The 25,661-nt window shown below is 61.7% G+C and carries 27 protein-coding genes and 1 pseudogene; 16 read left to right on the top strand and 12 right to left on the bottom strand.

Going from position 1 to position 25,661, the window contains the following annotated elements; translation table 11 throughout:
* Window positions 1-4 precede the first annotated feature (4 nt).
* Complete coding sequence (locus AC5ZG1_RS08180; protein ID WP_496132539.1) at window positions 5-1,495, bottom strand: DUF4153 domain-containing protein; 1,491 nt, start codon at window positions 1,493-1,495, stop codon at window positions 5-7.
* A 186-nt stretch (window positions 1,496-1,681) separates the two neighbouring features.
* On the opposite strand from AC5ZG1_RS08180, the gene AC5ZG1_RS08185 reads away from it, so the two are divergent.
* From AC5ZG1_RS08185 to cyoD, 5 genes are all read left to right on the top strand, one after another.
* Complete coding sequence (locus AC5ZG1_RS08185; protein ID WP_496132540.1) at window positions 1,682-2,983, top strand: glycoside hydrolase family 3 N-terminal domain-containing protein; 1,302 nt, start codon at window positions 1,682-1,684, stop codon at window positions 2,981-2,983.
* A 283-nt stretch (window positions 2,984-3,266) separates the two neighbouring features.
* Window positions 3,267-4,100 (top strand): cytochrome ubiquinol oxidase subunit II, encoded by an 834-nt coding sequence (locus AC5ZG1_RS08190; RefSeq protein WP_028164876.1) that lies wholly within the window; start codon window positions 3,267-3,269, stop codon window positions 4,098-4,100.
* A complete protein-coding gene (gene cyoB / locus AC5ZG1_RS08195; RefSeq protein WP_496132541.1) occupies window positions 4,090-6,087 on the top strand; it encodes a cytochrome o ubiquinol oxidase subunit I in 1,998 nt (665 codons plus the stop codon). Before AC5ZG1_RS08190 ends, cyoB begins: the two co-directional genes overlap by 11 nt.
* A 3-nt stretch (window positions 6,088-6,090) precedes the next feature.
* Window positions 6,091-6,741, top strand: a complete 651-nt coding sequence (locus tag AC5ZG1_RS08200) for a cytochrome (ubi)quinol oxidase subunit III (RefSeq protein ID WP_208824491.1) — start codon at window positions 6,091-6,093, stop codon at window positions 6,739-6,741.
* The gene (gene cyoD, locus AC5ZG1_RS08205; protein ID WP_496132542.1) at window positions 6,738-7,127 is read left to right on the top strand and encodes a cytochrome o ubiquinol oxidase subunit IV; all 390 of its coding nucleotides are present in this window, start codon (window positions 6,738-6,740) and stop codon (window positions 7,125-7,127) included. The genes AC5ZG1_RS08200 and cyoD overlap by 4 nt, the downstream gene beginning before the upstream one ends.
* 25 nt (window positions 7,128-7,152) lie before the next feature.
* On the opposite strand, the gene AC5ZG1_RS08210 is transcribed toward cyoD, so the two are convergent.
* The 3 genes from AC5ZG1_RS08210 to AC5ZG1_RS08220 all read right to left on the bottom strand — a co-directional run bounded on the left by AC5ZG1_RS08210 (window position 7,153) and on the right by AC5ZG1_RS08220 (window position 9,497).
* On the bottom strand, window positions 7,153-8,307 hold the full coding sequence (locus AC5ZG1_RS08210) for an OpgC domain-containing protein (protein ID WP_474418606.1): 1,155 nt from the start codon (window positions 8,305-8,307) through the stop codon (window positions 7,153-7,155).
* Between the two features lie 176 nt (window positions 8,308-8,483).
* On the bottom strand, window positions 8,484-8,759 hold the full coding sequence (locus AC5ZG1_RS08215; protein WP_208824887.1) for a hypothetical protein: 276 nt from the start codon (window positions 8,757-8,759) through the stop codon (window positions 8,484-8,486).
* A gap of 105 nt (window positions 8,760-8,864) precedes the next feature.
* On the bottom strand, window positions 8,865-9,497 hold the full coding sequence (locus tag AC5ZG1_RS08220; protein ID WP_456643156.1) for a S24 family peptidase: 633 nt from the start codon (window positions 9,495-9,497) through the stop codon (window positions 8,865-8,867).
* A 132-nt stretch (window positions 9,498-9,629) separates the two neighbouring features.
* Between AC5ZG1_RS08220 and AC5ZG1_RS08225 the strand changes: the two genes are divergently transcribed.
* The gene (locus AC5ZG1_RS08225; protein WP_456643155.1) at window positions 9,630-10,169 is read left to right on the top strand and encodes a GcrA family cell cycle regulator; all 540 of its coding nucleotides are present in this window, start codon (window positions 9,630-9,632) and stop codon (window positions 10,167-10,169) included.
* A 97-nt stretch (window positions 10,170-10,266) separates the two neighbouring features.
* On the top strand, window positions 10,267-10,842 hold the full coding sequence (locus AC5ZG1_RS08230) for a DUF6456 domain-containing protein (RefSeq protein ID WP_456643154.1): 576 nt from the start codon (window positions 10,267-10,269) through the stop codon (window positions 10,840-10,842).
* On the opposite strand, the gene bamA is transcribed toward AC5ZG1_RS08230, so the two are convergent.
* Entirely contained in the window at window positions 10,823-13,249 is a 2,427-nt protein-coding gene (gene bamA, locus AC5ZG1_RS08235) for an outer membrane protein assembly factor BamA (RefSeq protein WP_496132543.1), read from the bottom strand. The genes AC5ZG1_RS08230 and bamA overlap by 20 nt on opposite strands.
* 161 nt (window positions 13,250-13,410) lie before the next feature.
* Between bamA and AC5ZG1_RS08240 the strand changes: the two genes are divergently transcribed.
* Window positions 13,411-14,463 (top strand): hypothetical protein, encoded by a 1,053-nt coding sequence (locus AC5ZG1_RS08240; RefSeq protein WP_496132544.1) that lies wholly within the window; start codon window positions 13,411-13,413, stop codon window positions 14,461-14,463.
* 195 nt (window positions 14,464-14,658) lie between these two features.
* Complete coding sequence (locus AC5ZG1_RS08245) at window positions 14,659-15,912, top strand: CaiB/BaiF CoA transferase family protein (protein WP_496132545.1); 1,254 nt, start codon at window positions 14,659-14,661, stop codon at window positions 15,910-15,912.
* Window positions 15,913-16,110: 198 nt separating this feature from the next.
* Here AC5ZG1_RS08245 and AC5ZG1_RS08250 read toward each other — a convergent pair whose 3' ends face one another.
* From AC5ZG1_RS08250 to AC5ZG1_RS08270, 5 genes are all read right to left on the bottom strand, one after another.
* Window positions 16,111-16,269 (bottom strand): hypothetical protein, encoded by a 159-nt coding sequence (locus tag AC5ZG1_RS08250; protein ID WP_245474543.1) that lies wholly within the window; start codon window positions 16,267-16,269, stop codon window positions 16,111-16,113.
* A gap of 119 nt (window positions 16,270-16,388) precedes the next feature.
* Complete coding sequence (locus tag AC5ZG1_RS08255; protein WP_496132546.1) at window positions 16,389-16,709, bottom strand: cupin domain-containing protein; 321 nt, start codon at window positions 16,707-16,709, stop codon at window positions 16,389-16,391.
* The gene (locus AC5ZG1_RS08260; RefSeq protein WP_496132547.1) at window positions 16,706-17,446 is read right to left on the bottom strand and encodes a YqcI/YcgG family protein; all 741 of its coding nucleotides are present in this window, start codon (window positions 17,444-17,446) and stop codon (window positions 16,706-16,708) included. The genes AC5ZG1_RS08255 and AC5ZG1_RS08260 overlap by 4 nt, the downstream gene beginning before the upstream one ends.
* A gap of 40 nt (window positions 17,447-17,486) precedes the next feature.
* On the bottom strand, window positions 17,487-18,779 hold the full coding sequence (locus tag AC5ZG1_RS08265) for an MFS transporter (RefSeq protein ID WP_496132548.1): 1,293 nt from the start codon (window positions 18,777-18,779) through the stop codon (window positions 17,487-17,489).
* Complete coding sequence (locus tag AC5ZG1_RS08270; RefSeq protein WP_496132549.1) at window positions 18,779-19,492, bottom strand: hypothetical protein; 714 nt, start codon at window positions 19,490-19,492, stop codon at window positions 18,779-18,781. Before AC5ZG1_RS08270 ends, AC5ZG1_RS08265 begins: the two co-directional genes overlap by 1 nt.
* Before the next feature lie 116 nt (window positions 19,493-19,608).
* Here AC5ZG1_RS08270 and AC5ZG1_RS08275 point away from each other — a divergent pair, with 116 nt between their 5' ends.
* The 3 genes from AC5ZG1_RS08275 (at window position 19,609) to AC5ZG1_RS08285 (ending at window position 22,180) form a co-directional block, all read left to right on the top strand.
* Entirely contained in the window at window positions 19,609-20,574 is a 966-nt protein-coding gene (locus AC5ZG1_RS08275) for a GlxA family transcriptional regulator (protein WP_496132550.1), read from the top strand.
* A 146-nt stretch (window positions 20,575-20,720) separates the two neighbouring features.
* Window positions 20,721-21,854: an alpha-hydroxy acid oxidase gene (locus AC5ZG1_RS08280; RefSeq protein WP_474418616.1), complete on the top strand. Its 1,134-nt coding sequence runs from the start codon at window positions 20,721-20,723 to the stop codon at window positions 21,852-21,854.
* A gap of 101 nt (window positions 21,855-21,955) precedes the next feature.
* Entirely contained in the window at window positions 21,956-22,180 is a 225-nt protein-coding gene (locus tag AC5ZG1_RS08285; RefSeq protein WP_245287343.1) for a hypothetical protein, read from the top strand.
* Between the two features lie 8 nt (window positions 22,181-22,188).
* Here the strand turns inward: AC5ZG1_RS08285 and AC5ZG1_RS08290 are convergent, their stop codons facing one another.
* Entirely contained in the window at window positions 22,189-22,374 is a 186-nt protein-coding gene (locus tag AC5ZG1_RS08290) for a hypothetical protein (protein ID WP_028164894.1), read from the bottom strand.
* 164 nt (window positions 22,375-22,538) lie between these two features.
* On the bottom strand, window positions 22,539-22,799 hold the full coding sequence (locus tag AC5ZG1_RS08295) for a hypothetical protein (RefSeq protein WP_130223614.1): 261 nt from the start codon (window positions 22,797-22,799) through the stop codon (window positions 22,539-22,541).
* Between the two features lie 193 nt (window positions 22,800-22,992).
* Here AC5ZG1_RS08295 and AC5ZG1_RS08300 point away from each other — a divergent pair, with 193 nt between their 5' ends.
* From AC5ZG1_RS08300 to AC5ZG1_RS08315, 4 genes and pseudogenes are all read left to right on the top strand, one after another.
* Window positions 22,993-23,268: a hypothetical protein gene (locus tag AC5ZG1_RS08300; protein ID WP_474418617.1), complete on the top strand. Its 276-nt coding sequence runs from the start codon at window positions 22,993-22,995 to the stop codon at window positions 23,266-23,268.
* Between the two features lie 651 nt (window positions 23,269-23,919).
* Window positions 23,920-24,174, top strand: a complete 255-nt coding sequence (locus tag AC5ZG1_RS08305) for a hypothetical protein (protein WP_474418618.1) — start codon at window positions 23,920-23,922, stop codon at window positions 24,172-24,174.
* Window positions 24,137-24,694 (top strand): annotated as a pseudogene (locus tag AC5ZG1_RS08310) (phage terminase large subunit); the annotation flags it as partial. The gene AC5ZG1_RS08305 and the pseudogene AC5ZG1_RS08310, both read left to right, overlap by 38 nt.
* Window positions 24,695-25,127: 433 nt before the next feature.
* A complete protein-coding gene (locus AC5ZG1_RS08315; protein ID WP_496132551.1) occupies window positions 25,128-25,556 on the top strand; it encodes a GNAT family N-acetyltransferase in 429 nt (142 codons plus the stop codon).
* Window positions 25,557-25,661 lie beyond the last annotated feature (105 nt).

A 25,661-nucleotide genomic window follows, 5' to 3' on the forward strand; every position in this document is an offset into this window, starting at 1 on the left:
CTCGTCAACCCGTGACTTTGTTCTTCTGTTCGCCGTCGAGATAGCGTTGCAGGCGCCAGCTTCGAAAACCCCAGGAACGCCAGGACGCCATGTCCCGCCGCTGCTGTTCTACAAGCGAATCTCGGCGGGAAACAAGGCACGGATCGCTGGTGCGAAGCTGCAGGACCTTCTCGATCGCGGGCAGCGCCTGCGGCCCGAGCTGAGCCAGGTAGTTTGTGTCGACCTGCAGGCCCTTGCCGGACACGTCGCGGCTGTGGGTGACATTGTAGTCGGCGATGATCGCGGCGAGGTCGACGAGCGAGCAGACATAGAGCACGGCCGTCAACGTGACCAGGTTTGCCGCTATCAGCCAGGCGTTGGAACGGTCCAGCACGATGCGGGCGACGATCAATAGAAGCCCGGCGGCGACCAGCAACATCCAGATGAAAGCAGCCACGCGCCAATAGGTCAGAAGATAGATCTGCACATAGAGGTCGAGCCGGTAGATGGCGGAAGCGACCAGCAGGACGTTCTGCGCCACCCATAAATAGACCAGGGCTCGTATGACCTTGGACCCTTCGGCGGGACCACCAGGCCGAATTGCGACGAGAACGAAGCCCGCTGCCAGCAGGGCCGTGACGATCAGGGGATAGGCGCCGCGATGGGCATATGAGGCATAGGTGACGCCGGCCGGGAGCGCCGCATTGCCCCAGAGATAGACCGCGTCCAGGATCGTCTGAACCGCGAACAGCAGATTGAACAGGATGAGCGAGCGCAGGATGGTCGGTGCGCCGAGGAAATCGACGACATCGGAAGATGTATCCGCGGCCGGCGTGGGGGATTCGGCCGCGGCAGCGACCGAGCCAGATTTGCGGCGCCACCTGACATGGATGAACGGCCAGACAAGGGATATCGCCACGATCCAGAACAGCGCCCGTCCGACGTTTAGATGCGAAGCAGCGTTGCTGGGGTTGATCAGGCCGATCCATATTTCGAGCACAGAGTTGGCGGCGACAAACAAGGCGACGAAAACTGTTCCAAGCAATGCGGGCACGAACCACAGGATGAGGCCGCTGGTCAGCGCCGGCAGATTGAACATCCCGAGCGCGTCCACAAAGAACCTGAAAGGACTGACCAGGAAGAGGTCGCAAAGCGCCGCCGCTCGTTCGCCAAGGCCGGTGAGACCAGGGTTGGTCGTGAGCAAGAGGGCCGCTCCGAGCGCGAGCAAGATGATCGCAAGTGATGCCGCATTGACTTCCTCCACGGTCGGGACGAGGCCGGCGATCATGAGGAGGCCGCCGAGCATCGCTCGACGCCCCTCCAGTTTGGCGATGTTGGCAAGCAGCGAACCGCAGGCCAGCGCAACAGCGAAGACAGCAACCGATATTCCGATTCGCTCGCCGTAGAACAGCAAGTCGGCAAGCGCAGCCAGCGCGACCGCGATCGCGAGCTTGGCTGGCAGCGATAAGCTTTGGACGGGTCGGATATCGGCGGCGGGCGAAGGGAGACTTGTCATGTCAATTCCTTTGCGGATGTCGAACGCGGCGGACCTTGAACTGACGTTGTGCAAATCTCGAAATGGTCGTCTGCACGACTTCAGGAGTTTTGTGCAGTTTCCGTGCAGACGTGGTTAAGTGCTCGCGCGGCATGTGTGCATTTGATAGGGGCGGGGTCTGTTGTTTCACATGCGGCGTCGCCAACCATGAAATTTCGAAATCGTGTCGTTATCATCGGGCTCTGGTGCGCCGGGTTGGTGCTCGCCCTTGTCGCCGCCAACAAGAACGAGCCCTATCTCGCCGTGCTGCGCGGAACGGGAAACATCGTGCTCGTGGTCACGAGCAGCGTGGTGGTCCTTGTCCTGCTGCTTCGCGGCTCCTGGCGGCGAGGGTTTTCGCGAAGATTGCTGGTCCTGTTGTGGTGCCTGCCGCCGCTTCTGATGCTGGGCGCGCATCTTACGTTCGAGCTGCGCAAGCGCGAGGTGTTGCAGGTCGATGCTGCGCAGGTGCGCAGCCTTGGGCCGCACTTCATGGTCGGCTATTCGTCGGTCTCAGCGGTGACAGTGCTGGCGGAGAAGGGCTTGATCGGCGGCATCTATGTCAGCAAGCACAATCTGCGGCGAAAGTCGGCGGAGGCGTTGAAAGCCGAGATCGCAGCCCTTCAGGACAAGCGGCGCGCCGCTGGGCTGCCGCCCTTGATCGTCGCAGCCGACCAGGAAGGTGGCATCGTTTCTCATCTGTCGCCGCCACTGACCAAGCTGCCGGCGCTAGCCACATTGGCGGAAATGACGTCGGACGTGCGGAAGGCGAAGGCCGAAGAATTCGGCCGCATTCACGGACAGGAATTGGCGGCGCTCGGGGTCAATCTCAATTTTGCCCCGGTGCTCGACCTGCGGCCCGAGGCTGGGCGTAATCGATTTGATTTCAATACGCTGATCGGCCGTCGCGCAATCTCAGCCGATCCCGCCATCGTCGGCGAGATCGCGCAGGCGTATGTTCACGGCCTCGAGGCGTTCGGCGTCGGGGCAACCGTCAAGCATTTTCCCGGGCTGGGCCGCGTCCGCGCCGATACCCATCACTTCAGCGCGGAACTCGAAACATCAGTGGACGAATTGGAAGCGTCCGACTGGCGTCCGTTCCGGGAGGTGCTGGCGAACTCAAAAGCGCAGCTCATGGTCGGCCATGTGACTCTCACCGCGATCGATCCGGATCATGCGGCCTCGCACTCAAAGCGCGTCGTCGACGGGATCATTCGAAACAAATGGAATTATCAGGGCATCGTGATGACGGATGACCTGGTGATGGGAGCGATCTACCAGCACAGTGTCTGCGATGCCGTCGTCGAGGCGCTGAATGCCGGCGTCGACATGCTCCTGGTCGCATTCGACGGCGCGCAGTTCTATCGCATCTTTGCCTGCGCGCTGGACGCGTCCCGACAGGGAAAGCTGGACCCGGCCATGCTGCGCCAAAGCGAGGCGCGCTTGAGACGCGCATTTCCAGGAGATTGAGGGCGCTCGTGGGGCGCGGGCGACGCGGATGCTCGGAACAAGCCCAGATGCTGCGAGAGCAAACTGCGTCGCCTTTTTTCAAAAATGAACGATCGAGCCCGCTGATCGCCGCGGGGCGGTTGAAATTTGATCGGACAATCCCGGGATGAACCTCTAAAGTCAGTGTATCAGTCTTCCTGTCGGGACCCCGGCGCCGTTGCCTTGATTCCGACCAAGCCGATCTCGTCCGCCGAAGTGTCGTTCCAAGACCCCGCTGTAGCAACAACACGGTCACGGCTTCGCGATGAACATCTTCGATCCGCAAGGTCCGATCGCCGCTGCCCAGAAGACAATTCTGATCGACTCGGTCGGGATCATGCTGGCGATCGTCCTGCCGACGATCGCGGCAATCTTTGCCTTTGCATTCTGGTTTCGCGAGTCCAATCCACGGGCGACCTATCAGCCCCATTGGGCTTATTCCGGCCGCCTCGAGCTCGTGGTGTGGTCGATCCCGACGCTGACGATCATCCTGCTTGGCGGGGTGGCGTGGATTGGATCGCATCAGCTCGATCCCGCCCGGCCCATCGATGGGACCGGCGCGCCGGTCCGCATCCAGGTCGTGTCGCTCGATTGGAAGTGGCTCTTCATCTATCCGGACCAGGGGATCGCAACGGTCAACACGCTGACGGTACCGGTCGGCTCTCCCCTTGATCTTGAGTTGACCTCCGGCAGCGTGATGAACGCGTTCTTCATCCCGCAGCTTGGCAGCATGATCTATACGATGAACGGGATGGTGACGCGGTTGAAGCTGCGCGCCGACAATCAGGGTACCCTTCAGGGCCTGTCGTCTCATTTCAGCGGGGATGGCTTTCCCAATATGATGTTCGACGTTCAGGTCGTACCGCAACTCGAGTTTCCTGATTGGGTGGCACGCACCGCCCAGACCAATCGTGTCTTGAATGCGGAGAGCTATGGAAAGCTCGCCCAGCAGTCAGTCGAGACCGTGACATCGACCTATCGGCTCGAGGATCCGCGGCTGTTCAACGCCATCGTGACCCAGGAGATACCCCCGGGGCCGGGACCGAAGCTGACGTCAGAAAGCGCGCAGTCGCATATCGGAGGCCAAGATGTTCGGTAAGCTGAACTGGTCCGCGATTCCGATCGATCAGCCGATTCCGATGATCGCCTCGGGCGTCGTCGCGCTCGTCATCCTCGGGGTCCTGGTCTGGGTCGTCCTTGCCGGCCACCTGCCATATCTCTGGCGCGAATGGATCACCAGCGTCGATCACAAGCGGATCGGTGTGATGTATACCTTGCTCGCCATGGTCATGCTGCTGCGCGGCTTCTCCGACGCTATCATGATGCGATCGCAGCAGGCAGTTGCCTTCCAGTCGCAAGGCTATCTGCCGCCAGAGCACTACAACCAGATATTCTCGGCGCACGGCACCATCATGATCTTCTTCGTGGCGATGCCGTTCGTGATCGGGCTGATGAATTTGGTGGTGCCGCTGCAGCTCGGCGTGCGGGACGTGGCGTTTCCGACCTTGAATTCCGTCGGCTTCTGGCTCACCGCAACAGGCGCGCTGCTGGTCAACATCTCGCTCGTGGTGGGCGAGTTCGCGCGCACCGGATGGCTGCCTTATCCGCCGCTGTCCGGACTCACTTATTCGCCGGGTGTCGGCGTCGACTATTATCTCTGGGCGCTTCAGATCTCCGGCGTCGGCACGCTGGTTGCCGGCATCAATCTCGTTACCACGGTGCTGAAGCTGCGCACCAGGGGCATGACCTATTTGCGGATGCCAATGTTCTGCTGGACCACGCTCGCCTCGAGTTTGTTGATCGTGGCGGCGTTTCCGATCCTGACAGCAACGCTGGCGATGCTGATTCTCGACCGTTATTTCGGCTTCCATTTCTTCACCAATGAGGCCGGCGGCAACGTGATGATGTTCATGAACCTGATCTGGGCGTGGGGTCACCCCGAGGTCTACATCCTTGTGCTGCCCGCGTTCGGAATCTTCTCCGAGGTGGTCTCGACGTTTTCGGGCAAGCCGCTGTTCGGCTATCGGTCTATGGTGCTCGCAACCATGGCGATCTGCGTCATCTCCTTCATGGTGTGGCTGCACCATTTCTTCACCATGGGGGCCGGTCCCTATGTCAATGCGATCTTCGGGATCGCCAGTATGATCATCGCGGTGCCGACCGGCGTGAAGATCTACAACTGGCTGTTCACGATGTATGGTGGACGGGTGCGGTTCGACACGCCGATGCTGTGGGCGATCGGCTTCATGGTGACGTTCATCCTCGGTGGCCTCACCGGCGTGCTGGTCGCCGTGCCACCGGCGGACTTCCTGCTTCACAACAGCCTGTTCCTGGTCGCGCATTTCCACAATGTGATCATCGGCGGCGTGCTGTTCGGCGCTTTCGCGGGCTATGCCTACTGGTTTCCAAAGGCGTTCGGCTTCCGCCTGCATGAGGGGCTCGGCAAGGCGGCGTTCTGGTGCTGGCTGATCGGGTTTTACGTCGCGTTCATGCCGCTCTATGCGCTCGGTTTTCTCGGCATGACGCGGCGAATGCAGCACTACGACGTCGCGGAATGGCGGCCGTGGCTTCTGATCGCGGCGGCTGGTGCCGTGATTATCCTGATCGGGATCATCTTCCAGATCATGCAGCTCACCGTCAGCATTCGGCATCGCGAAGAGCTGCGCGACCGCACCGGCGATCCCTGGGATGGGCGATCGCTGGAATGGGCAACGGCTTCGCCACCACCGGTGTTCAATTTCGCGATTCCACCTGATGTGACCGGCGAAGATGCCTACTGGTCATTGAAGGCGCATGCCAAGCAGCAGGGCCTCGAGAAGCGCGAGCTCGACTACAAGGACATCGAGATGCCGCGCAATTCCCCGACCGGCTTTGTGTGCGCCTTCTTCGCGACCATCATGGGCTTTGCGTTGATCTGGCACATCTGGTGGATGGTCGCGGCCGGCGCGATCGGTGCCTTCGCCACCTTCGTCGCATTCGCATGGCGGGACCATGACGAATACGTCATCCCCGCGAAGGAGGTGGCGCGCATCGACCGCGCCAATATCGAAGAGCGGCGCGCCCTGACCAGCCTGGCGGGAGCCTGAGCCATGGCCGACACGACGCTGGCATATGCTCAAGCCGATCCGCACCGTCTGCGCGGGATCGCGCATGCCGCGGTCGCGCACACGGGACCGGTGCCGAAGCGGATCGTCACGGGGTTCGGCTTCTGGATATTCCTGCTCAGCGACATCGTCATGTTCTCGTGCTTCTTCGCGACCTATGCGGTCCTGGTTGACCAGACCGCAGGGGGGCCGAAGGGAGCCGAACTGTTCGATCTCAGGAGAGTCGCGATCGAGACCGTCTTGCTGTTGCTGTCGAGTTTCACCTGCGGGCTCGCCAACATCGCGGCTGACGTCCGAAACAAGCTCTGGTTCCAGGTGGGCATGGCGGCAACCTGCGTCCTCGGGCTCGCTTTTCTCTACCTTGAGGGACGGGAGTTTGCGGACCTGGTCGCACGCGGGGCGGGGCCGACGCGCAGCGCGTTTCTGACCGCCTTCTTCAGCCTGGTCGGTTGCCATGGCCTGCATGTCTCTGCCGGCATCCTCTGGCTGCTGACGATGATGGCGCAAGTGGTCGCCAAGGGCTTTCGAGCCGACATCGGGCGACGCATCATGTGCTTTGCGCTGTTCTGGCACGCCCTCGATATCATCTGGGTCGCGGTATTTTCGGTGGTCTATCTGCTCGGGAGCAAGCCATGAGCGATCGAACCTCGGACCAGCACCGCATCGATCTGGCGCCGGGCGACGAACGCGAAGGCGGCGTTGGCCTGCGCGTACTCGGCTATGTCACCGGCCTCGGCCTTGCGCTCCTGCTGACGGCGACCTCGTTCTTTATTGCCGGCACCGATCTGGTCTGGCAGCCGAGCATTCCCGTCGCCATTATCGTGCTGGCGATCGCCCAGATGGGCGTGCATCTGGTCTTCTTCCTTCACCTCACGACCGGTCCTGACAACACCAACAACGTGATGGCGCTTGCCTTCGGCGTGCTCATCGTCTTCCTGGTGATTGGCGGCTCGCTATGGATCATGGCGAACCTCAATCAGAACATGATGCCGATGGACCAGATCATGCAGATGCAGCGCTAGCGCCGCACGCCTCCATGAAGCTGCATCAGGATCGTACGCCGACCGCGGATTTGTGGTCCTGCCGCTTGGACCAGGACGCGTAATAGGCGACGCAGGTCATGCCGAGAATGCCGGCGGCGCTGACCAGCACCTGCATCGCCAGCGACTTGGGGCCTGTGATCAGAACCAGGTGCCCGGCAAATGAAAGGAAGATGCCGGAGCAGAACACCGCCAGCCATTCCTCGCCGCATTTGATGAGGGGCTGCACCGCCTGCAACTGGAGTCCGTACCAGTCGCGAGGTATCAGCATGGTGAAAAAGAACGCCATTGCGAGCAGGTGCAGCACCCGATAGGGAGCGAGGTTCGCCTTGTCGTTGGGCGGAAAGGCATCGAGCACTGAACTGGGTATCATTTCCGCCAGCGCAGGTGATTTCCCGGCCGACATGATCGTCAGGGCGACGAGCAGGTAGATCAACGCGGTGACGCGCAAGGCCGGAAGCTTCTGCATCGCGCGAACCAGGTGTGCATCTCCTGCGCCACCGACCGCGAACCAAGCGCCCAGCACGAACAGCAATTGCCAGCAGAACGGATTGAGATACCAGCCCCCCTCCGGAAAGGCGGTCAGATTCCAGTCGAAGTGCCGCGCCGACAGATAGAGTGCAAAGGATCCAAGCATCGTCAGGCGCGGCCAGCGCATCATGCCGAACAGCACGGCGGGAAGGAACGCCATGAGGACGATGAAGAGCTGCAATACGTCCAGGTTGAGCGGCTTGGCCTGCAGCAGCAAGCCGCGGACGATTACGCGAATCGGGTGCTCGATGAAGTCGGTGATGTTGAATTCGGCGAAGAGATCGGGCGCGGCGGATTGGGCCGCGACATATCCGATCAGGTCGACGTAGACGACGAACAGCACCACATAGGCTGCGTAGAGCTGCCATACCCGCTTGAGCACACGGGTCGCTCCCACCACGAAGCCACGTTCCACAACGATCTTCCCGTACATGATCGCAGCGGCATAGCCGATCACAAATACAAACAGCTCGGTCGCCCCGCTGAATCCAAAGTTCCGCAAGGTCAACGCACTGACGGCGTTGTGCGGAATATGATCCAGGAACAGGGACCAGGTCGCGATGCCGAGCAGAAGGAATATGCGTAGATCGCCGTCGCGCGCCGCGATCTCAGCCTTCACATATGGATTCATTGAGAGCAAGACTTCACAAATTCGGAGCAGCGAATCGCGAATCCATCGTACCCCGCCGCTACTCCGAATAGCCGTTTGGCCGAAGATATTTGATCTGCAGCTGACGAATTAAAGCGGCGGACGATCACGTTTTCGAAATTGGAATGTGATTCATCGCGATTCATGTGAAGGGCCGATCATGCTTGCTCGTGCTTGCGCAGATCGCGGCGATGGTCGAAGGTGCTCGCCTGCAGGTCGGCTTCGGCCGCGCTGATGTCGGGGAGGGCGGCCTCGGCGAGGATATCGGCCGTCACGTCCTCGACAACCGAATCGGAGATTTCGTGGATGAAGCTGATATTCCTGTATTCGCCCGATACAACCCGCGCGATGACCTCGCGCCTTGTGATTTCGGGATCAACGACGGCCTCGCGGCCGCGCCGGCCATAATCGATCATCACGACGAAATACTGCATGTCGGCCAAATCGGCCACCTCTCTCGACAGGAGTCGATGGCGGCATAATTTCCGAAAATCGGAAATTTGTCAAGTGTAATTTCTGAAAATCAGAAATTGGGCCGTTTATTTCTCCGGCGTCCGAGGCCCCTTGGCGGCTTTGCGGGACCGTGCGGCCGCCTTGCTGCGCAGTCGCTCGATCTGGCCTCGCGGCAGGGTCACGCAGATTTCGCCGATCCATTCGAGCTTCACCCCGTTGATCGGCTTGGCGTTGAAGCTCGTGAGGTTGACCACCGTCGGCGACTTTCCGCGCTCGATCGTCTTCAGATAGCGCTCGCCGGTCTTCAGGCGAACGGCAGCCTCTTCGCCATAGAAGCTCGAGAGCGGATGTCGCTGCTCGCGATAGACGACAATGATGTCGCCATTCTCGTATTTCGGCAGCATGGAATCGCCCGATACTTCGAATGCGATGATTTCTTCTGCGATCGGGAAGGGTAACTCGACTTCACCGAGCCCCTCGGGCGGCACCTGCTCATATTCCGGCTCGATCGACGCGCCGGCACCGACACGCCCCATGACCGGCACCGAGTTGAGCTCGAGATATTCCATGATCGGTGCAATCTCGGACGCCTTGATCAGGCGTATCCCGGAGAGGATTTCGGAAACAGCGCCGGGGCGAACACCCATCGCCTGCGCGAGCCCACCCTTGGTCTTGCCTGGCTTCCGCAGGCCCCGCTCGATCAATCTGGCGTCCAGCATGGCGTATCCTTCTTTCGAATCCCCAGAAAGCGTAGCAATTCTGATAATCAGAAATCAAGCTTGACTTTCATTTCGGAATATCAGAAATTGGCGGTGAGGCGTCGGGCGCCGAGCGAAGGACAAGAATCAACAATGGAAGTGACAGGCTGGGCGCCCGAACATTCGGACGCGTTGCGGGAATATCTCGCTCAAGGCATGAGCTTTGCGAAGATCGCCAAGACGATCAACGCCAGATTCAACACCGACTATACGAGAAGCGCCGCGATCGGCCGTGCCAGGCGGCTCGGCCTGTCGACGCCGGACGGTTCGCCACCGGTGACGCCGCGGCCGACGCCAGTGCCGCAATTGAACAGATCGAGCGAGCCGCGGGAACGCCAGCCAAGATCGATCGAATTCCCTTGGCCGATGCCTATGTTCGAGAAGGCGCCGCAGGTCGAGCTCCGTTGTGTCGAGATCGCGCCGCGCCACCTTTCGCTGGTGGAGCTCGAATACGGAGATTGCCGATACCCCTATGGCGGTGACAGCGATGGCGAACCCATCACGTTTTGTGGTCATCGGAGGCGGCCAGGCTCAAGCTACTGCACGCCCCATTTCCACTTGAGCCGCAATCCGGAGCTCGAGACGGAGCCGTCACCGAGCACCGTACCGCTGCACCTAAGCGAGCCGGCATAGCGGCGTACGCGCCTCCCACCTCATCCATCTTGCTAGCGACCCGTCTTGCCGCCGGCGAGATGGTCCCGGTTGAATTTTGCCCTGAAGGAGCCAAGCCATGCCGCGCGCCAAACGCAAGAAACCATATCATCCCGCAAGAGCACATGACCGCCGCGCACAGGATTTGCCGTACAACGCCGAAGTCGCTGCCGTTGAGGTCGACGATCCACTTGCGCTCGAGCCTGGAGACAAAGTCGTTGCGCTGCGCTCGGTCCGCAACGATCCGCTCGGACGCCTGCATTCGCACCGTCAGATCGATGATACCCAGTTTCGAGGTGGCCGCGCGTTTCAGAGTGATTGGGAGAAGGCCGAGCGTGGGCCGCGCGCGGTCGACACGACCAGGGAATATGTCGATGGTGGCACGCAGCGCGAGCCGATCACCGAGGCCCAGCGCAGGGCGGTATCGCGGCTCAACCGGGTCGAGCGCGAACTCGGCGCCGACGGTTCGGCACTGGTGCATGAAGTCCTGATCCTCGGCATGACCATGGAGCAGGTCGGCGAGCGGCGGGGACTGCGAACCCAGCGCTGGAACGATTACTTTGCGCGGCGCCTCAAGGAATGTCTCGACCGGCTGGCGCTGATCTACGGCTTTGCGACGCCGCATCCCGTTCCCGTCAAAAGCCTCCAGCGCTGAAGCGGAGCGGCTGCACCACGTCATAGGCGGCTTTGGTCAACGGCACCGCGTAGTCGACGGTGAGGGCGCCGAACGGGGAGGCCCAAGTGAGGCCCATGCCGACCGAAGAGCGCACGACGTTTTTATTGGCAACTTGCAGCGAGGTGCCGCCCACGCTCGTCGGACCGGTATAACGGAATACACTTCCGGCATCGACGAAAGCCGATGCCTTGAGGCCGTATTCGTCCGGCACGCCGGGAATTCCGCTCTGTAGTTCCGCCGTCGTCGCCCAATAGGCACTGCCGCCGACGTTATCCATGGTGGTGCCGGGCGTCAGATCACGTGGGCCGAAGCCGTTGGTGGCAAAGCCCCGGACCATGGTCGGGCCGCCGAAAAAGCTGTTCATCAGCGGCACCTGTTGACCGCCCCAGCCGGTGACGTAACCGCCCTGAGCACGGACCATGCCGACGAGGTCGCCCGTGAGTGATTGATAATAGCGCGCGTCTTCGCTGGTCCGCAGGAACTTCACGTCGCCGCCGAGGCCGGCCAGATCCTGGCTCAGTTGCGACCTTAATCCGCTCGTAGGGCTCTTGTTGTTGTCGAGCGTGCTGTAGGTCGAGGTCGAACCAACGGCGGAGACCCAGGCTGGCCCATTAGCGGCGGCCTGCTGGACTGCGAGGGAAGGGGGCAAGCCGGAGCTGGTCGGGCCGAGCGAGATGTCCTGGTTGTAGATCGAGTAACGCCATTGCACGCCGAGCTGCTCGGTGATCGGCGTGCCCAATTGCAGGGTCGAGCCATAGGTCGTGCTGTTATAGGACTGATAGCTGCTCACCTCGCTCTGCCGGCCGAACAGTTCGATTCCCGCCGACACCTTTGTGCCGAGGAAATAGGGCTCTGACGCCGCGAGGTCGATGCCGCGGGCGTATTGGCCATAGCTCACAGAGGCCTGAACGTTCTTTCCGGTCCCATAGAAATTGCGGTCGCCCACCTTGACCTCGACCAGCGCGCCGTCAGTACTCGAGTAGCCGCCGGAGATGTTGAACTCGCCGGTTGGCTGCTCCACGGTCTCGACATCGAGCACGACGCGATCAGGCGTTGAGCCGGGCCGATTGGAGATCTTGACGGTCTTGAAGTAGTTCAAGTTCTTCAATCGCCGCTCCGCGCGATCGATCAGCGTCTTGTTGTAGGGATCGCCCTCGGCGATGTCGAACTCGCGTCGGATCACATAGTCGCGCGTGTGGGTGTTGCCGTGGATCTCGATGCGCTCGACATAGGTGCGCGGCCCCTGGTCGATCACGAACGTGACATCGATCCGCTGTGCGGCGGCATCGCGTGCGATGCGCGTCACCGCCCGCGCAAAGGGATAACCGAGCTTGGCCATCTCGACGGCAAGGAGTTCGGTGCTCTTGTCCAGCGCGTTGCCGTCAAACACCGCGCCGGCGCGAGCGAGCGCGACCCCGCGCAGTTTTTGCGGATCGAGCCCGGGAATGTTGCAGGCGATGCTGACATCGCCGAAGTGATAGAGTGGGCCTTCATCGATCACAAAAGTGACTGCAAATCCCTTGGCCGCTGGATCGTATTCGGCCGTTGCCGAGCGAACGGCGGCATCCGCATAGCCCTTGCTGCGATAATAGAGACGCAATTGCTCCTGATCCTGCGCGACGCGGTCCGGATCGTAGACGTCGCCGCCGGTGAGAAAACTGAGCATGTTGGTGGCCGACGTCTTGATCACGGCGTTGAGCTGGCGTGCGCCGAATGTCCGATTGCCGACAAACTTGATCTGGCGTACGGGCGTTTTCGCACCCTCCGTGATCACATAAACGAGATCGACGCGGCTGTTGCCTCGGTCGATGATCTCGGGCGCGACGCGGACGTCGTCGCGTCCGGCATGGCGGTAAGCTTCGATGATACGGCCGACGTCCGACTGTACCGTTGCACGCTGCAGGCTACCGTGCGGCTTGGACGCGATCGCGGCGGCCAGATCGGCATCCTTTATTCTCCTGTTACCCTCGAAGGCGACACGGTCGAGGATTGGCGCTTCCGCTACACGCACCGTCAGACCATCGCCGGTACGCTCGATCGAGACTTTCTCGAACAGGCCCATTGCGACCAGCGCCTTCAAGGCTTCATCGCGCGCGGCTTCATCGAGCCGGCCGTCCGGCCCTGGATGAAAGTAGGAGCGTACGGTATCGGCCTCGACCCGGCGATTGCCTTCGACGATAATTGTCGGTGTTGGCGCCGGCACGCCCTCGGCGGCAAGCGGTGCGGCCGCGTTCAACAGGGCTGCGGCGGCGACAAGCACCGAGCCGATCAGGCGCAGCCTCGATGGTTGCCGATACAGCGTGATGCGCTCGAGCTTCACGTCCCTTGCGGTCTCCCATTGACCGGCGATATCGAATTGCCGGTGCCGGGCAAAACGATGTCGCATCTGGGGTGAGTTGCAGGCTGGAATTGGCCGCGCGCCATAATTTGAGCGCGCATATTTAACCTGGCGGTTCTCAGAATTGTCGCAATGGCCGCATCATGCTTTGCAGCACAAAGTCCGAGATGTTGGTGCGGTGATACATCAACGCTCGCCAGGAGTGCCGGATGCGTTACGCAGCTCTCGTCGTAAGCTCCCTGCTGCTGATGCAATCGGCGCATGCGGAGAAGACGCCGGACATCGACCCGCGCGCCTCGCTCGCCGTAGTCCAGCAGTGGATCTATAATTATCGCGCCAAGCCGGATTACGCCCATGTGCCGGCCGCGGTGCGCATTCTCTTCCATTCGCAAAGCTTCAAGGAGCCGGAAAATGCCGGCATCTATCTCGGCTTTATCGCCGGTGCGATCGGCTCCAATCCGGAAAAGGCCGAGCAACTGGTTGCGAGTTTCTTCCCCGTCGCGCCGGAAGATGAATGGGTGATCGTGCGCGCAATCGCCTATTCTGGGCTGGTTGACTGGCGGAATATCCTGCGCAGGGTCGCGGCGCGAATGCCGGGGCGCCGCGTGATGATTGACAGCTACCTTTTGGGCAGGCTGCCGACACTCAACGATATTCCACTCGAGGAGGCGACTCCCGGGATGATGGACAAGCTGCGCGTCGCGTTTACGCGCAATCCGTTCTCCAAGGAGGAGAGGAAGCTGAACACAAAGCTGACCTTTGCCACCAACCAGGATCTCCTGGACACGCTATGGGGATATTATTTTGCGACCGGCTCCCATGTTCCGATCCAGCGCATCATCGAAATGCTGCCGTGGAGCAGGAGCCGTGATACCGTTGACAAGCTCACGGTCGGCAGCATGGCGCGCTATACGCTGGCAAGCTATGCGATCCGCGACGCCAGCCTGCGTGATTTCCTGCGCAACGAACTGGCGCGGCAGAAACCGCCGATCAAGGCGCCGCTCGCGGAGGTCGTCGATGCGGCCGATACGGTGGAGATCGCGGCACTGCGCAAGGATGCCCTTGCTGCCGTCGACGAACTCAAGGCCAAGGGCTCGGATAGCCGGCGCAATCTGGACTTCTGGGGCCAGGTTGGCGTCGGTGCGCTTTCGCTCGGGTGCGTCTCGGCGGCGGCGCTCGGGCAGGTCGCGATCGGCATCCCCTGCGTGATCGGTGGCTCGGCCTCGCAGGGACTGTTGCAGTTCTGGGAAAAGCAGCAATGAGGCTCGATCTGGCGTGGTGCCCTTTCTCGCCGCGGAATATCGGCGGTCTGAGCCCGTAGCCATGTCAGGCTGATATCCCGCCCTGCAAAATCCGGGTTTGGCGTCACCTTGGTGCTTCCGCTAGAAAGTCGTGGCGTCGCTCTTGGCGACCACGGGTGTTTGCCCGTGAACTGACATAAGAGGAAACACCCAACCATGACCGCTGGACCACAATTGCCCGAGCGCGCGCCGCGCGCAAAGGGCGAACCGACCGCCCTCGATGGTCTGCTGGTTATCGATTTCACCCGCGTGGTTGCCGGTCCCGCCTGTACGCAGACGCTTGCCGACTTCGGCGCGCAGGTCATCAAGATCGAAAATCCAGATGGTGGCGACGACACGCGCGCCTATGAGCATGCGGAAATCGGCGGCGAGAGCGCGGCCTATCTCAGCCTCAACCGTAACAAGCGGGGTATTGCGCTCGACTTCACCAATCCCGCAGCGCTCGAGGTGGTGCGCGAACTCATCGCCAAGGCTGATGTCGTGGTGGAGAATTTCTCCGGCGGAGTGATGAAGAAGTTCGGCCTCGACTATGCTTCGGTGGCGCCGAGCAATCCGCGACTGATCTATTGCTCGATCTCGGCCTATGGCCGCAAGGGCGAGTTTGCCCTGCGACCGGGGTTCGATCCGATCACGCAGGCCGAAAGCGGCTTCATGTCGCTGAACGGCTTTCCCGATAGTGAGCCGGTGCGGACCGGTCCGCCGATCGTCGACATGGCGACCGGCATGTCGGCCTGCAACGCGATCCTGCTTGCCTTGCTGGCGCGCGACCGGCTCGGGCGCGGCCAGCATGTCGAGGTCGCGCTGATCGATATGGCGGTAGCGATGACCGGATTTTACGGCATGGCCTATCTGATCAGCGGCCAGAATCCCGGTCGCTTCGGCAATTCGCCAAACGGTTCGCCAACGGTCGGTCTCTACCAGGCCGCCGACGGTCCGCTCTACATGGCCTGCGCCAACGACCGGCTGTACCGCCGCCTCGTCACCGAAGTGTTCGACCGGCCGGATCTCATCACCCATCCCGATTTCGCGCACCGCAAGAACCGGACCGCAAACAGAGAGAAGCTGCGCGCGATCATTGCCGGCATCTTTGCTGCCGACCGGCTCGAAAACTGGATGGCGAAGATGAAGAAGGCCAATATTCCGGTCGGCTATCTGCGCACGGTCGAGCAGGGGTTCAATGCGCCGGAAGTGCGCGACCGTGATCGCCTCAGCAGGATTCCGCACCCGACCGCGGGCTTCGTTCCCAATATCGAGACGCCGATCGGGATGAGCGTTACGCCGACCGTCGATCCGGTTGCCGCGCCGCTGCTTGGCCAGCACACCAGGGACGTGCTGCGCGCCACGCTCGGCTATGACGACGGCCGTATCGCGGCGCTGAAGAAAGCTGGAGCGTTCGGGAAGACGGACTAAGCGGACCATCGTCTGGCGGATCGGCCTGGGCACGCTCCGCCGGCGATCTCTAGAGTATATTCGGTTCTGATTGAATCAGAACCGGAGCTCTAGATTCTTGTTTTGACGCGTTTTCTTCACGCGAACCGGCATCCACTTCGCTCGAAAACGCTGTAGCCTTGGGCCGATCTCGCTTTTCGAGCCAGCCAAGCTACAGCTTCAGTTCGGCTTGCTGCGGAGTTTGTTGTTTGGCCTCTCGTCCGCTTCCTTGTGCTCGGCCCGGTCGATCTCGAGACGCGCCATCCGGAGTATCAAGGTGGCTGTGGTCAGACCGAGGCGTTCGGCCTCTTGGGCTGCGGTTTCAACCTTCTTGGCCAAGCCGTCGCGTTTGCCTGGATATGCCATAAATTCTTCCTCTCCTAATAAGCGGATTAACAATCCAAGTTGTGTGTTGTGGAGCTGCAGTAGATAGCTCGGAGCTCCATCGAGCGAAACGATCAGTTGCGCGCCATATTGGCGGGTGGCTGGGTCGCGATTGCATAGACCGCACCGCCTTCCAGCGCTTCCGATTGGTGGACCGTGCCGGCCGGGAGGAAGATGGTATCGCCGGGGCTGACGATGCGCTGGCCGCCATCCCAGGTGAAATTCAGCCTGCCGCTGATGATCATCAGGATCTCGTCGACCGGATGGGTGTGGAAGCTATGGACCTTGCCCGCAACGTCATGCTGCAGTTCGATCGAGCCTTGTTCCGGAAGCAGGTTGAGGATCGCCGGATCGATCGCGAATTCGGTCTTCTGAGCTGTCACAATCCTGGTCATGCCGCTTGCTCCGTGTTGCTGGTGTGAGCCGACTTGTTCTGCGCGAGCTTGGCGAAGGGGCAGCCCCCTAGGGAATGGTTGTCGTCCTGCAGGAAATATTGCTGGTACTCGCGCCCGTCGGTCGCGCCGTAGCGTCCGAGCAGCGGCGAGGGACCGGTGCTGTCGTAGGGAATGAGCCGTTTGCGCACTTCCGCGAATGCCGCATTGGCCCCCTTTTTCGTTCCGAGGATCTTTTCGAACACCCACCGCGGCTGGAAGGTCAGCATGAACGCGCTGGAGCGACGGCTCTGGCGCATCACATGCGCGGGCGTCGTGCACACCACGAAGATCGGTTCGCCGGCGAAGGAGAATTCCCACATCGGATCGTCCAACTGTTCAGGAATGTCGCTTGGCCAAGCAGACTTGTCCAGCCGCGCAAGCTGGTCGAGCGTCGACCACATCTTGCGATAATAGGCGTCAAGCGTTTGTACCGGGCGCGGCCGCGTAAACATGATCAGTGAAGTATTGGGGCCGAACGAGCGGGCTTGCGAGACATAGTGCGCGAGCTGTTCTCCGAGTACTTCGACGTCATACGGATCGAGGAACAGGTAGCGGAGCTGGTCCTGGCGATAACCGGCTACGCCGAACACGCAGGGGAACGGTCTCGCTTCGCTGCTCATCTGCGCTTCGAACTCGGCGAACATCACGCTTTGCCAACTGCTCACCGCAAATTTCGACGCGACTTCTTCTTTTCTCAAGAACAAACGCTCCATAACGCCCCCTACAAGGTTAACGCCACTACTGAACTATCAGTTTGCCTCTCATCAAAAGCGGTCCGGCAATCCCGGGCAGCGACATGAGCAGCAGAATTGCGATCAAGGTGCCGTAGCCGGCATCTCCGATCGCACCTGCGCCATGTGCGGTATCGGCTACGGCGAACTGGCTCGCGACAAGCATGGCGAACCCGATGATCGGTTGCGCGATGCCGGTAAAGAACCCGGCCGCGGTCGTGTTCACGGATGCGCCGACGCCGATGAGGTCGGCCGTGTAGAGCCGCTTGGTGCATTTGAGCACAAGGGGGACCGTTCCGCCGGCGACCAGGCCGAGCGTGGTGAACACCACGGTGACATAAACAAGGCCGAATGCCTTGGCGATCGGCGGCAGCAGCATCGCGACGAGGATCATGCGGAGCACGCAAATGCGGATCAGTGCTGCGTCGAGTGCCGCCACGCGGTCGGCTGCGTGACCGAGGAAGATGGAGCCGATGGCGTTGCCGATCATGAAGGCAAGCAGCGGCGTTCCGGCGGCGATCGGCGAGATGTTGAAGAAGTGCGCCACCATCGGAATGCCCCATACTCCCGACAGCGTCGTCACCACTGCGAAGTGGGACGCAAAGGTCATGGCGCATCCCCAATTGGCGACATGCGACAACGATTGCCGTGCGGCGCCGATGACGCTCTTCAGCGTCTTGTTGCCGGATGACATCGGATTTGGTTTTAATGCGAACTTGGCGGCGACGAGATTGGCGAGGCCGACAGCGGCTATGAACAGAAAGCAGGCGCGCCACCCGAAGCCCGTTACGGCGGCCGCAAGCGGCGTCGTCGCGATCACGCCTCCGACATATCCCGACACCTGTGAGATGCCCGACATGATGCCGAACCGCTCATCGGAGAAGTTCTGCGCGACCAGCTTCAAGAGCGCTGTGAACACCAGCGCATCGCCGCAGGCGACGATCAGGCGCGCTGCGAAGACATCAAGCAGGTTCGGCGCCAGCGCAAAGGCTGCGCTGCCCAGCGACGAAGCGGCCATGCTGGCTAGCACCACGCGCTTGACGCCGTAACGGTCGACCAGAAGGCCGGCCGGAATCTGCATCAGCGTGTAGCCCCAGAAGTAGCCGGAGGCGAGCATCGCGACGCCCGCGGCGTCGGTGCCGAAGTCGTGCATCAGGCTCAGATTGACCGATTGCGGCGAGACGCGCTGCAGGAAGGCGATGGCGTAGGCGACAGCGACCGTCGCCCAGGCCCAATAGGCTCGGTCACCGAGCCGCGAGGCCGTCGAGGCGTATGCGGTTTGCTGACCCAGCATCGACATCACACCCTCGCAAATCCAACCGAGAATAGTGCATCCGCCGAATCCGGAATCATGCGGGACATCGCCGCATCGACCAGTGATGCGGTGCCGCGGTAAGCTTGCCGATGGTGCTTAATGTGGCCATAGGCGCCGCGCATGATCATTTCAGGCACCTCGAGCGGTTTGCCGGGATAGAGGGTTGTGCACATCTCGACGCAGGCTGCCTGCAGGGCGGAATCCCTGATGTCGTCGAGCAGCGAGGGCGTCACTTTCTCGCAGATCTTGGCATTGGCCGCCCAGACGATTGGATTGCGTGTCCGCCATCCGTAGAACAGGCCGCCAATTCCCTTTGCTGCGGAGCTTGCACGCTTCAGCACTTCCTGAGTGAAGAAGCCGTACAGACCGTGTCCCTGGTGAGCCGGAAGCACCTCGGTGCCGCTGCGATAGACCGCAGGTCCGCAGGACATCTGCAGCACGCGATAGACGGAAAAGGCCGCCAGTCCCAAGCTGTCAAACACAAGGATGAGGCTATACTTGCGGTCGAATGGGGGAGAGCTTGCGGTCCAGTGCGGCTCCGTCGCCTTCCAGTTTACGGCGATGATGCCATTCATGGCGTCCATCAGCGGCTGGCGGTCGGAAGCTCCGATGCAGGATGCATCCGGAAAACTGTAGACTGCATAACCGGTCCAGGGCGAGTTGATGGCCTGGTATTGGCCGCCGAGCTTTCGCACCATGGCAGAACTCCACTGTCCATAGAGAGCTATACAGGCGAGGCTCGAATGGCTTAAAGGACAATATGCCCTCGAAATCTGCCAAATCCCGACGGCTCCCTCCGCGCCCGCAGGCCGCGATGCGGCGGATTGCGATTGTTGCTTTCCCCGGCGTGACACTGCTCGACATCTCCGGGCCGGCGCAGGTGTTCGCCGAATTGGAGGCAATCGAATTGCCGGGCCCCGGATATTCGCTTTCCTATCTGTCCACCTCGGGCGGACTGGTTTCGACGGATGTGGGGATGATGATCGGCACGGCTCCGATCAGCAGCGTGCGACCGCACCAGATCGACACGTTGGTGATCCCGGGTGGCCCCGGCATCTGGGAGATCCGCAATGACGCGCGCTTGATGAAATGGATTTCGCAGGCGCTGCCGCAGGTACGCCGGATCGCCTCGGTCTGCCTCGGGGCTTTCGCGCTCGCCTGGACCGGTGTGCTGGACGGCAAGCGCGCTGCGACGCACTGGCGCTATTGCCCGCGGCTGCAGGACAGCTTTCCAAATGTCCGCGTCGAGCCCAATGCGATCTTCGTCAAGGATGGGCATGTCTGGTCGTCGGCCGGCGTCAGCGCCGGCATCGACCTGGCGCTCGCCATGATCGAAGAGGATTTCGGCCATACGATTGCGCTCGATGTTGCCCGGCGGCTGGTGGTGTTCCTGAAACGGCCGGGCGGTCAGAGCCAGTTCTCGACCGTTCTCGCAGCACAGGCTTCCGATGTCGAAGGTCGCTTCAGCGCGCTCCATGCCTGGATCATCGAAAACATCGCCAGCGACCTGCGGGTAGAAACGTTGGCCGCGAAAGCCGGCATGACGCCGCGCACCTTCGCCCGCACCTATGCCAGCCGCACCGGCATGACGCCGGCAAACGGCGTCGAGGCCCTCCGCGTCGAAACCGCTCGGCTGCTGCTGGAGAGCCGGCAAATACGCGGCGTCGTCGAGGTCGCAAAACGTGCCGGCTTTGGTGACGACGAGCGGATGCGGCGCGCCTTCCTCAGGCATCTCGGCGTATCGCCGACCGAATACAGAAACCGCTTTTCGGGCGGTTGAGCGCTGGCGTTCTCCGCTGTCGGCAGACGGGTGATCGCAAGCGAATAGCTGCCCTTCATTTGCATCCGGGATTTAGCCCTTCAAGGCGGTAGCTTTTGCCGCTTATCTGCGGCTAATGTGCCGGTCAAAACGGGAGAGAAACCACCATGAATGACGGGACCTCCATCCGGCCGACACGCAATGTCGAACTCGGGGCCAGCGGCGAAGAATACCAGAACCTGCACGAATTTGTCCGTAAGGCTCGCGCCAGGCTGAACCAGAACGCCTGGGATTACATCGTCGGCGCTTCCGAGACCGAGACCACGCTGCGGCGCAACCGGGTGGCGCTGGATGAGATCGCGTTCCGGCCGCGTGTGCTGCGCAACGTCGTTCACGTCGATGCTTCGACGGAGGTGTTCGGGCGCAAGTTGCGACTGCCGGTCATGCTTGCACCGGTCGGCGCGCTCGAGATCTTCGATCCTGCGGCGGGAGCGGCGGTCGCCCGCGGCGCGGGCGCATTCGGCGCGGCGCACATGCTGAGCTCGGTGTCCGAGCCAGGGCTTGAGAATACCGCGAAGGCCGCACCCGATGCGCTGCGCATTTTCCAGCTCTATGTCCGCGGGGATGATGCCTTTGTCGAGGACGTCGTCAGCCGCAGTGTTGCCAACGGCTATTCCGCATTCTGCCTGACCGTCGACACCGCGCACTACAGCCGTCGCGAGCGCGACATTGCCAAGCGGTACGTGCGGGAAAGCCGTATTCGCGCCACCGGCGGCGACTTCCAGAAAGGGCTGGAATGGCGGACGGTGAAGTTGATCAAGGACAAGTTCAAGATACCGCTGGTCATCAAGGGGATCGCGACCGCGGAGGACGCGGTCATCGCGCTCGATCACGGCGTCGACTGGATCTACGTGTCCAACCATGGAGGCCGTCAGCTCGATCACGGCCGCGGTGCGATGCACGTCCTGCCGGAAATCGTCGAGGCGGTGAGGGGCCGCGCCAAGATCATGGTGGACGGCTCGTTCTGCCGCGGCACCGACATCGTGAAGGCGATCGCCTCGGGCGCCGATCTCGTCGGCATCGGTCGCCTGCAATGCTGGGCGCTGGCCGCCGATGGCGAGAGGGGCGTCGCCCGCATGCTGGAATTGCTGGAAGACGAGGTGATCCGCTGCCTCGGTCTGCTCGGCGTGACCAGCTTCGCCGAACTCGACAAGTCCTACCTGCACCCCGCGACGGCGACCAATCCGCCGGGCGTGTTCAGCGCATTTCCGCTGCTGGACATTGAGCCGTATCGCTACTAGCGGCATCGATTTCCGACCTGCGGAAGCGGGCGAGGGAACGCGAAGGCGGCTGTCGCGTTATCGCAACCATCGCCGCCGCATCCGAGAAGCGGGAAACGAGAATGCCGGAATGGTCGACGCGAATGGCGGATAACCCGTTCGCAGATTTTTCTCTCGAACGAGCCATTGCGCTCCGCTGGGCGTTGCGGGACATCCAGGCTCGCCGCCTGAAGATATCCCCTGTCAGCGACGAGGACCTCCGCATCCTGAGCGAGCTCGGTCTGGTCGAGCTGCAGGACGAGAGTCCCGTTCTGACTCAGGCCGGCATGGCCGTGCTGAGCGGCTGATGCAAGCTTTAGCGGGCCTGCAGGAAGCTCTCGCCGGAGTCGCACGGCGTGCAGCGATAGGTCAGCACGTCGTAAACCTGATCTCGCGGCTCGATCGAGGCGAGGCGCATCTGTGCGCCGCACTTCATGCATGGCATTTCGATGCCGGTCTTGAATCGCGTGCAGGTCGGCGTCGGCCGGAATGTGCGCAGCATTGGATCCCCTCTCCCCCAAGAGACGCAACGCCACTGACTTGTGGGCGAACAACCCACCGAATCACTGTGCCACACTCTCGCCACCATTGGAATCCGGGCAGGTTCGATGCCGCCAGAAAATGTTTATCGAGGGAGGTGTCGACAGCCGTGCCTGGCCGCTGCGCTCAACGCCGCCGCGCTACCGCGACGCCGAACAGGAATGCGACGAACAGGCTCGTTAGCGGCGCTTCGCGGGTGATCGCGCTGATCGTGGAAAGCGTGCCGCCGGGTTGACGCGAGGTCTTGATCGCGTCGCTGAGCCGATCGATCGCAGCCCGAAGACCATCGGAAACGTCCGTGATCGTACGCGATACATCGGTTGCGGTGTCGATCGCGCGTTCGCCAAGGCTGGGCTGCAGCGGGGATTCGGGTGTTTCGAAGTTCACGGCTAGAACCTCATGAAATCTGGTCTGGCAGCGCACGCCGCGCTGAAGGTCATCCTCAGCGGCAACCTATCAAATGCGTCAACGGCCAATTTGTTCCGCGTGCGGACAGTCCGTTCGGTCTGGCGGGCGCGGAACCTCCGAGCTCCCGAGGATTTGTTCGTCAGGCCACACGCATTCGATGGAGAAGAGTCCTTTGAACGAAAGACGTTCGAACCGGCACGGCGGGGCGCCACTGTTGGTCGCACTGGCGGTGGCAGCGGCCGGCGTGCTCGGCATATTGGTCGTCGATCATGGTCCATGGAGCAAGCCGAAGGTACAGCCGGCCGCGACGGCCAATTACTCCACGACCGGGGAAGCCGCGCGAGCGGCAGGCGCCGCGGTCATGCCGACGGAGCCGAAATCGCCGATCGAACCTGCTCCGCCCGGACCGAAGCCCGCGCATCCGGCTAACTCCACGGCGCCGGAATGACACTCGAGACTGGTTTTCGTTTGCTTCGCTCACACGGGAGCTGTGCGGTTCAGCGCACGCTGACGAACTGGTCCCGAACATCGAAATCGTTTCTTAGAAAGCGTTTGACGCGTCGGGCAAATCAGGAGCATAAGGACATCGTCGCGGAATTCGTCAATGCCCGCAGCGGAAGTAACCGCTGCGGGCATTTTGCTGTCCCAGCGTGCGACCACCGATGATGCGCCGCCGGATCGCTGGCTCTGCGCCAAGTCAACTCGGACGTTGACACGTCGGGCAAATCAGGGGCATAAGGACATCATCGCAAACATTGTGAAGCCCGCGCGGAGAAAATCCGCGGCGGGCTTTTTCTTTTCCGTTTTTCGAATCGGACGACGGCGGCGCGTCACGACGCCACATCTCCATGCCCCGACGCCGCGCGTCGCAAGCGCGCCGTCGTCCGAACCACTTTCACCGTCAATCAGCCGGCGCGCGCGAACGCGCCGGCCTCGCGGCCTGGCGCAGATGTGCCATGGCCGCAAGCGGCCCCCGACGATCCAGGGGATAAGGTTCGCGCCGAAATGATCGCTGTCTCCGGAGCGATCTGCCGCAAATTCAATACGCCGTCGCGCGCAAGCGAAGCCATACGACCTTCCTGATCTGCATGAGACTTAAGTGGCAAAAACTCTTACCGAAATTCGTTCGCTCGCCCGCAGTCACACCAGAACAGCGTTGAACGTCCTGGTGGGGATCATGCGCAGCAAAGATGCAACGCCGGCTGCGCGCGTGTCCGCCGCCAATGCCGTTCTCGACCGTGGCTGGGGCAAGGCCCCGCAGGCGATCGAGAACGGCGATGGCCAGCTAGAACTCGTCCACCGAATAGAGCGCGTCATTGTCCATCCTGAAAATTCCGACCGCGAAAGCATTTGAACCGCTGCTGCAACCCGGCCGATACAAGGGAGCATTCGGCGGGCGCGGCTCGGGAAAATCGCATTTCTTTGGAGAGCTTCTGGTCGAAACCTGCCAGGCCGAGCGTGGCACGCTCGCGGTCTGCATCCGCGAGGCGCAACGGACATTGGCACAGTCCTCAAAACGGCTGATCGAAAGCAAGATCGCTTCGCTCGGCATCGGCAGCGGCTTCAAGCTGTTTGCCGACAAGATTGAGACGCCGGGTGACGGTATCATAATCTTCCGAGGCCTTCAGGACCATACGGCGGACTCGATCAAGTCACTGGAAGGTTTTCGCATCGCCTGGGTCGACGAGGCGCAGTCACTGACCGCGCGCAGCCTCGCGCTGTTGCGTCCGACCATTCGTGCCGAAGGCTCCGAATTGTGGGCGAGTTGGAATCCGCGGCGTAAGACCGATGCGATCGACGACTTCCTGCGCGCGCGAAAACCGCCGGGTGCGATCGTCGTGCACGCGAACTGGCGCGACAATCCCTGGTTTCCGTCCGTGCTCGAGGAAGAGCGGCGGACCGACCTGTCGCTCTATCCCGATCGCTATGATCACATCTGGGAGGGGGACTACGTGCGAGCGTTCGAAGGCGCCTATTTCGCCGAGATGCTGACGCAGGCACGGAAAGAGGGACGCATCGGAAAGGTTTTCGCCGATCCGCTGCTGCCCTTGCGCGCCTTCATCGATATCGGCGGCTCCGGCGCGACCGCCGATGCCTTCACGATCTGGGTGACGCAGTGGGTCGGAGCTGAATTGCGGGCCGATTTCCAGCACTTGCGACGTTGGCGGCGGAGCGTAGAGCAAGCTCAGAGTTACACTTTCAAGGCAGTAATCACGGTCATCGCCACCGGGTTGCTTGGGGCAATCTGGCTGGGCATCAAGGCGACCCTCGCCAAGTGAATGACGAGTGATTGGAGAAAACCAACCGATGTATCGAATTCGTGAGGTCGACGGCCAGGATGAAGACGTCGCGGACACACTTGCCGAACTGCATCAGCAGACGTTCTTCGACCGGGCGCGCGTTCCTCAGTTCGATCATGGACATTGGTGGGTTGCTTTCGATGGAGCTGAGCCGGTGGCGTTTGCCGGACTTGTTGCTTCGACACACGTCGACAACGCCGGCTACTTTTGCCGGGTTGGCGTACTAAGAGAGCATTTGGGCCGGTCTCTTCAACTGCGCGTCATGCGCGCCCTCGAGGCTCGTGCACGCCGCAACGGATGGCATTCGATCGTTTCGGATACCACAGACAATATCCCCTCTGCCAACAACTTCATCCGTGCGGGGTATCGGCTGTATCAGCCGCAGGCTCCCTGGGCGTGGCCGCACACGCTGTACTGGCGGAAAACCGTGGAGTGAGGCTCGAAGCGAGCTCGCGAATGGGAGCCCGCAGGAGGTTAGACGAGGCCGCAGGTCCGTGAGAAGTTCCGAACAAGCCCGGTGGCCGTCCTGGCCGCCGGGCTT

The sequence above is a fragment of the Bradyrhizobium sp. Leo78 genome (assembly GCF_059512425.1).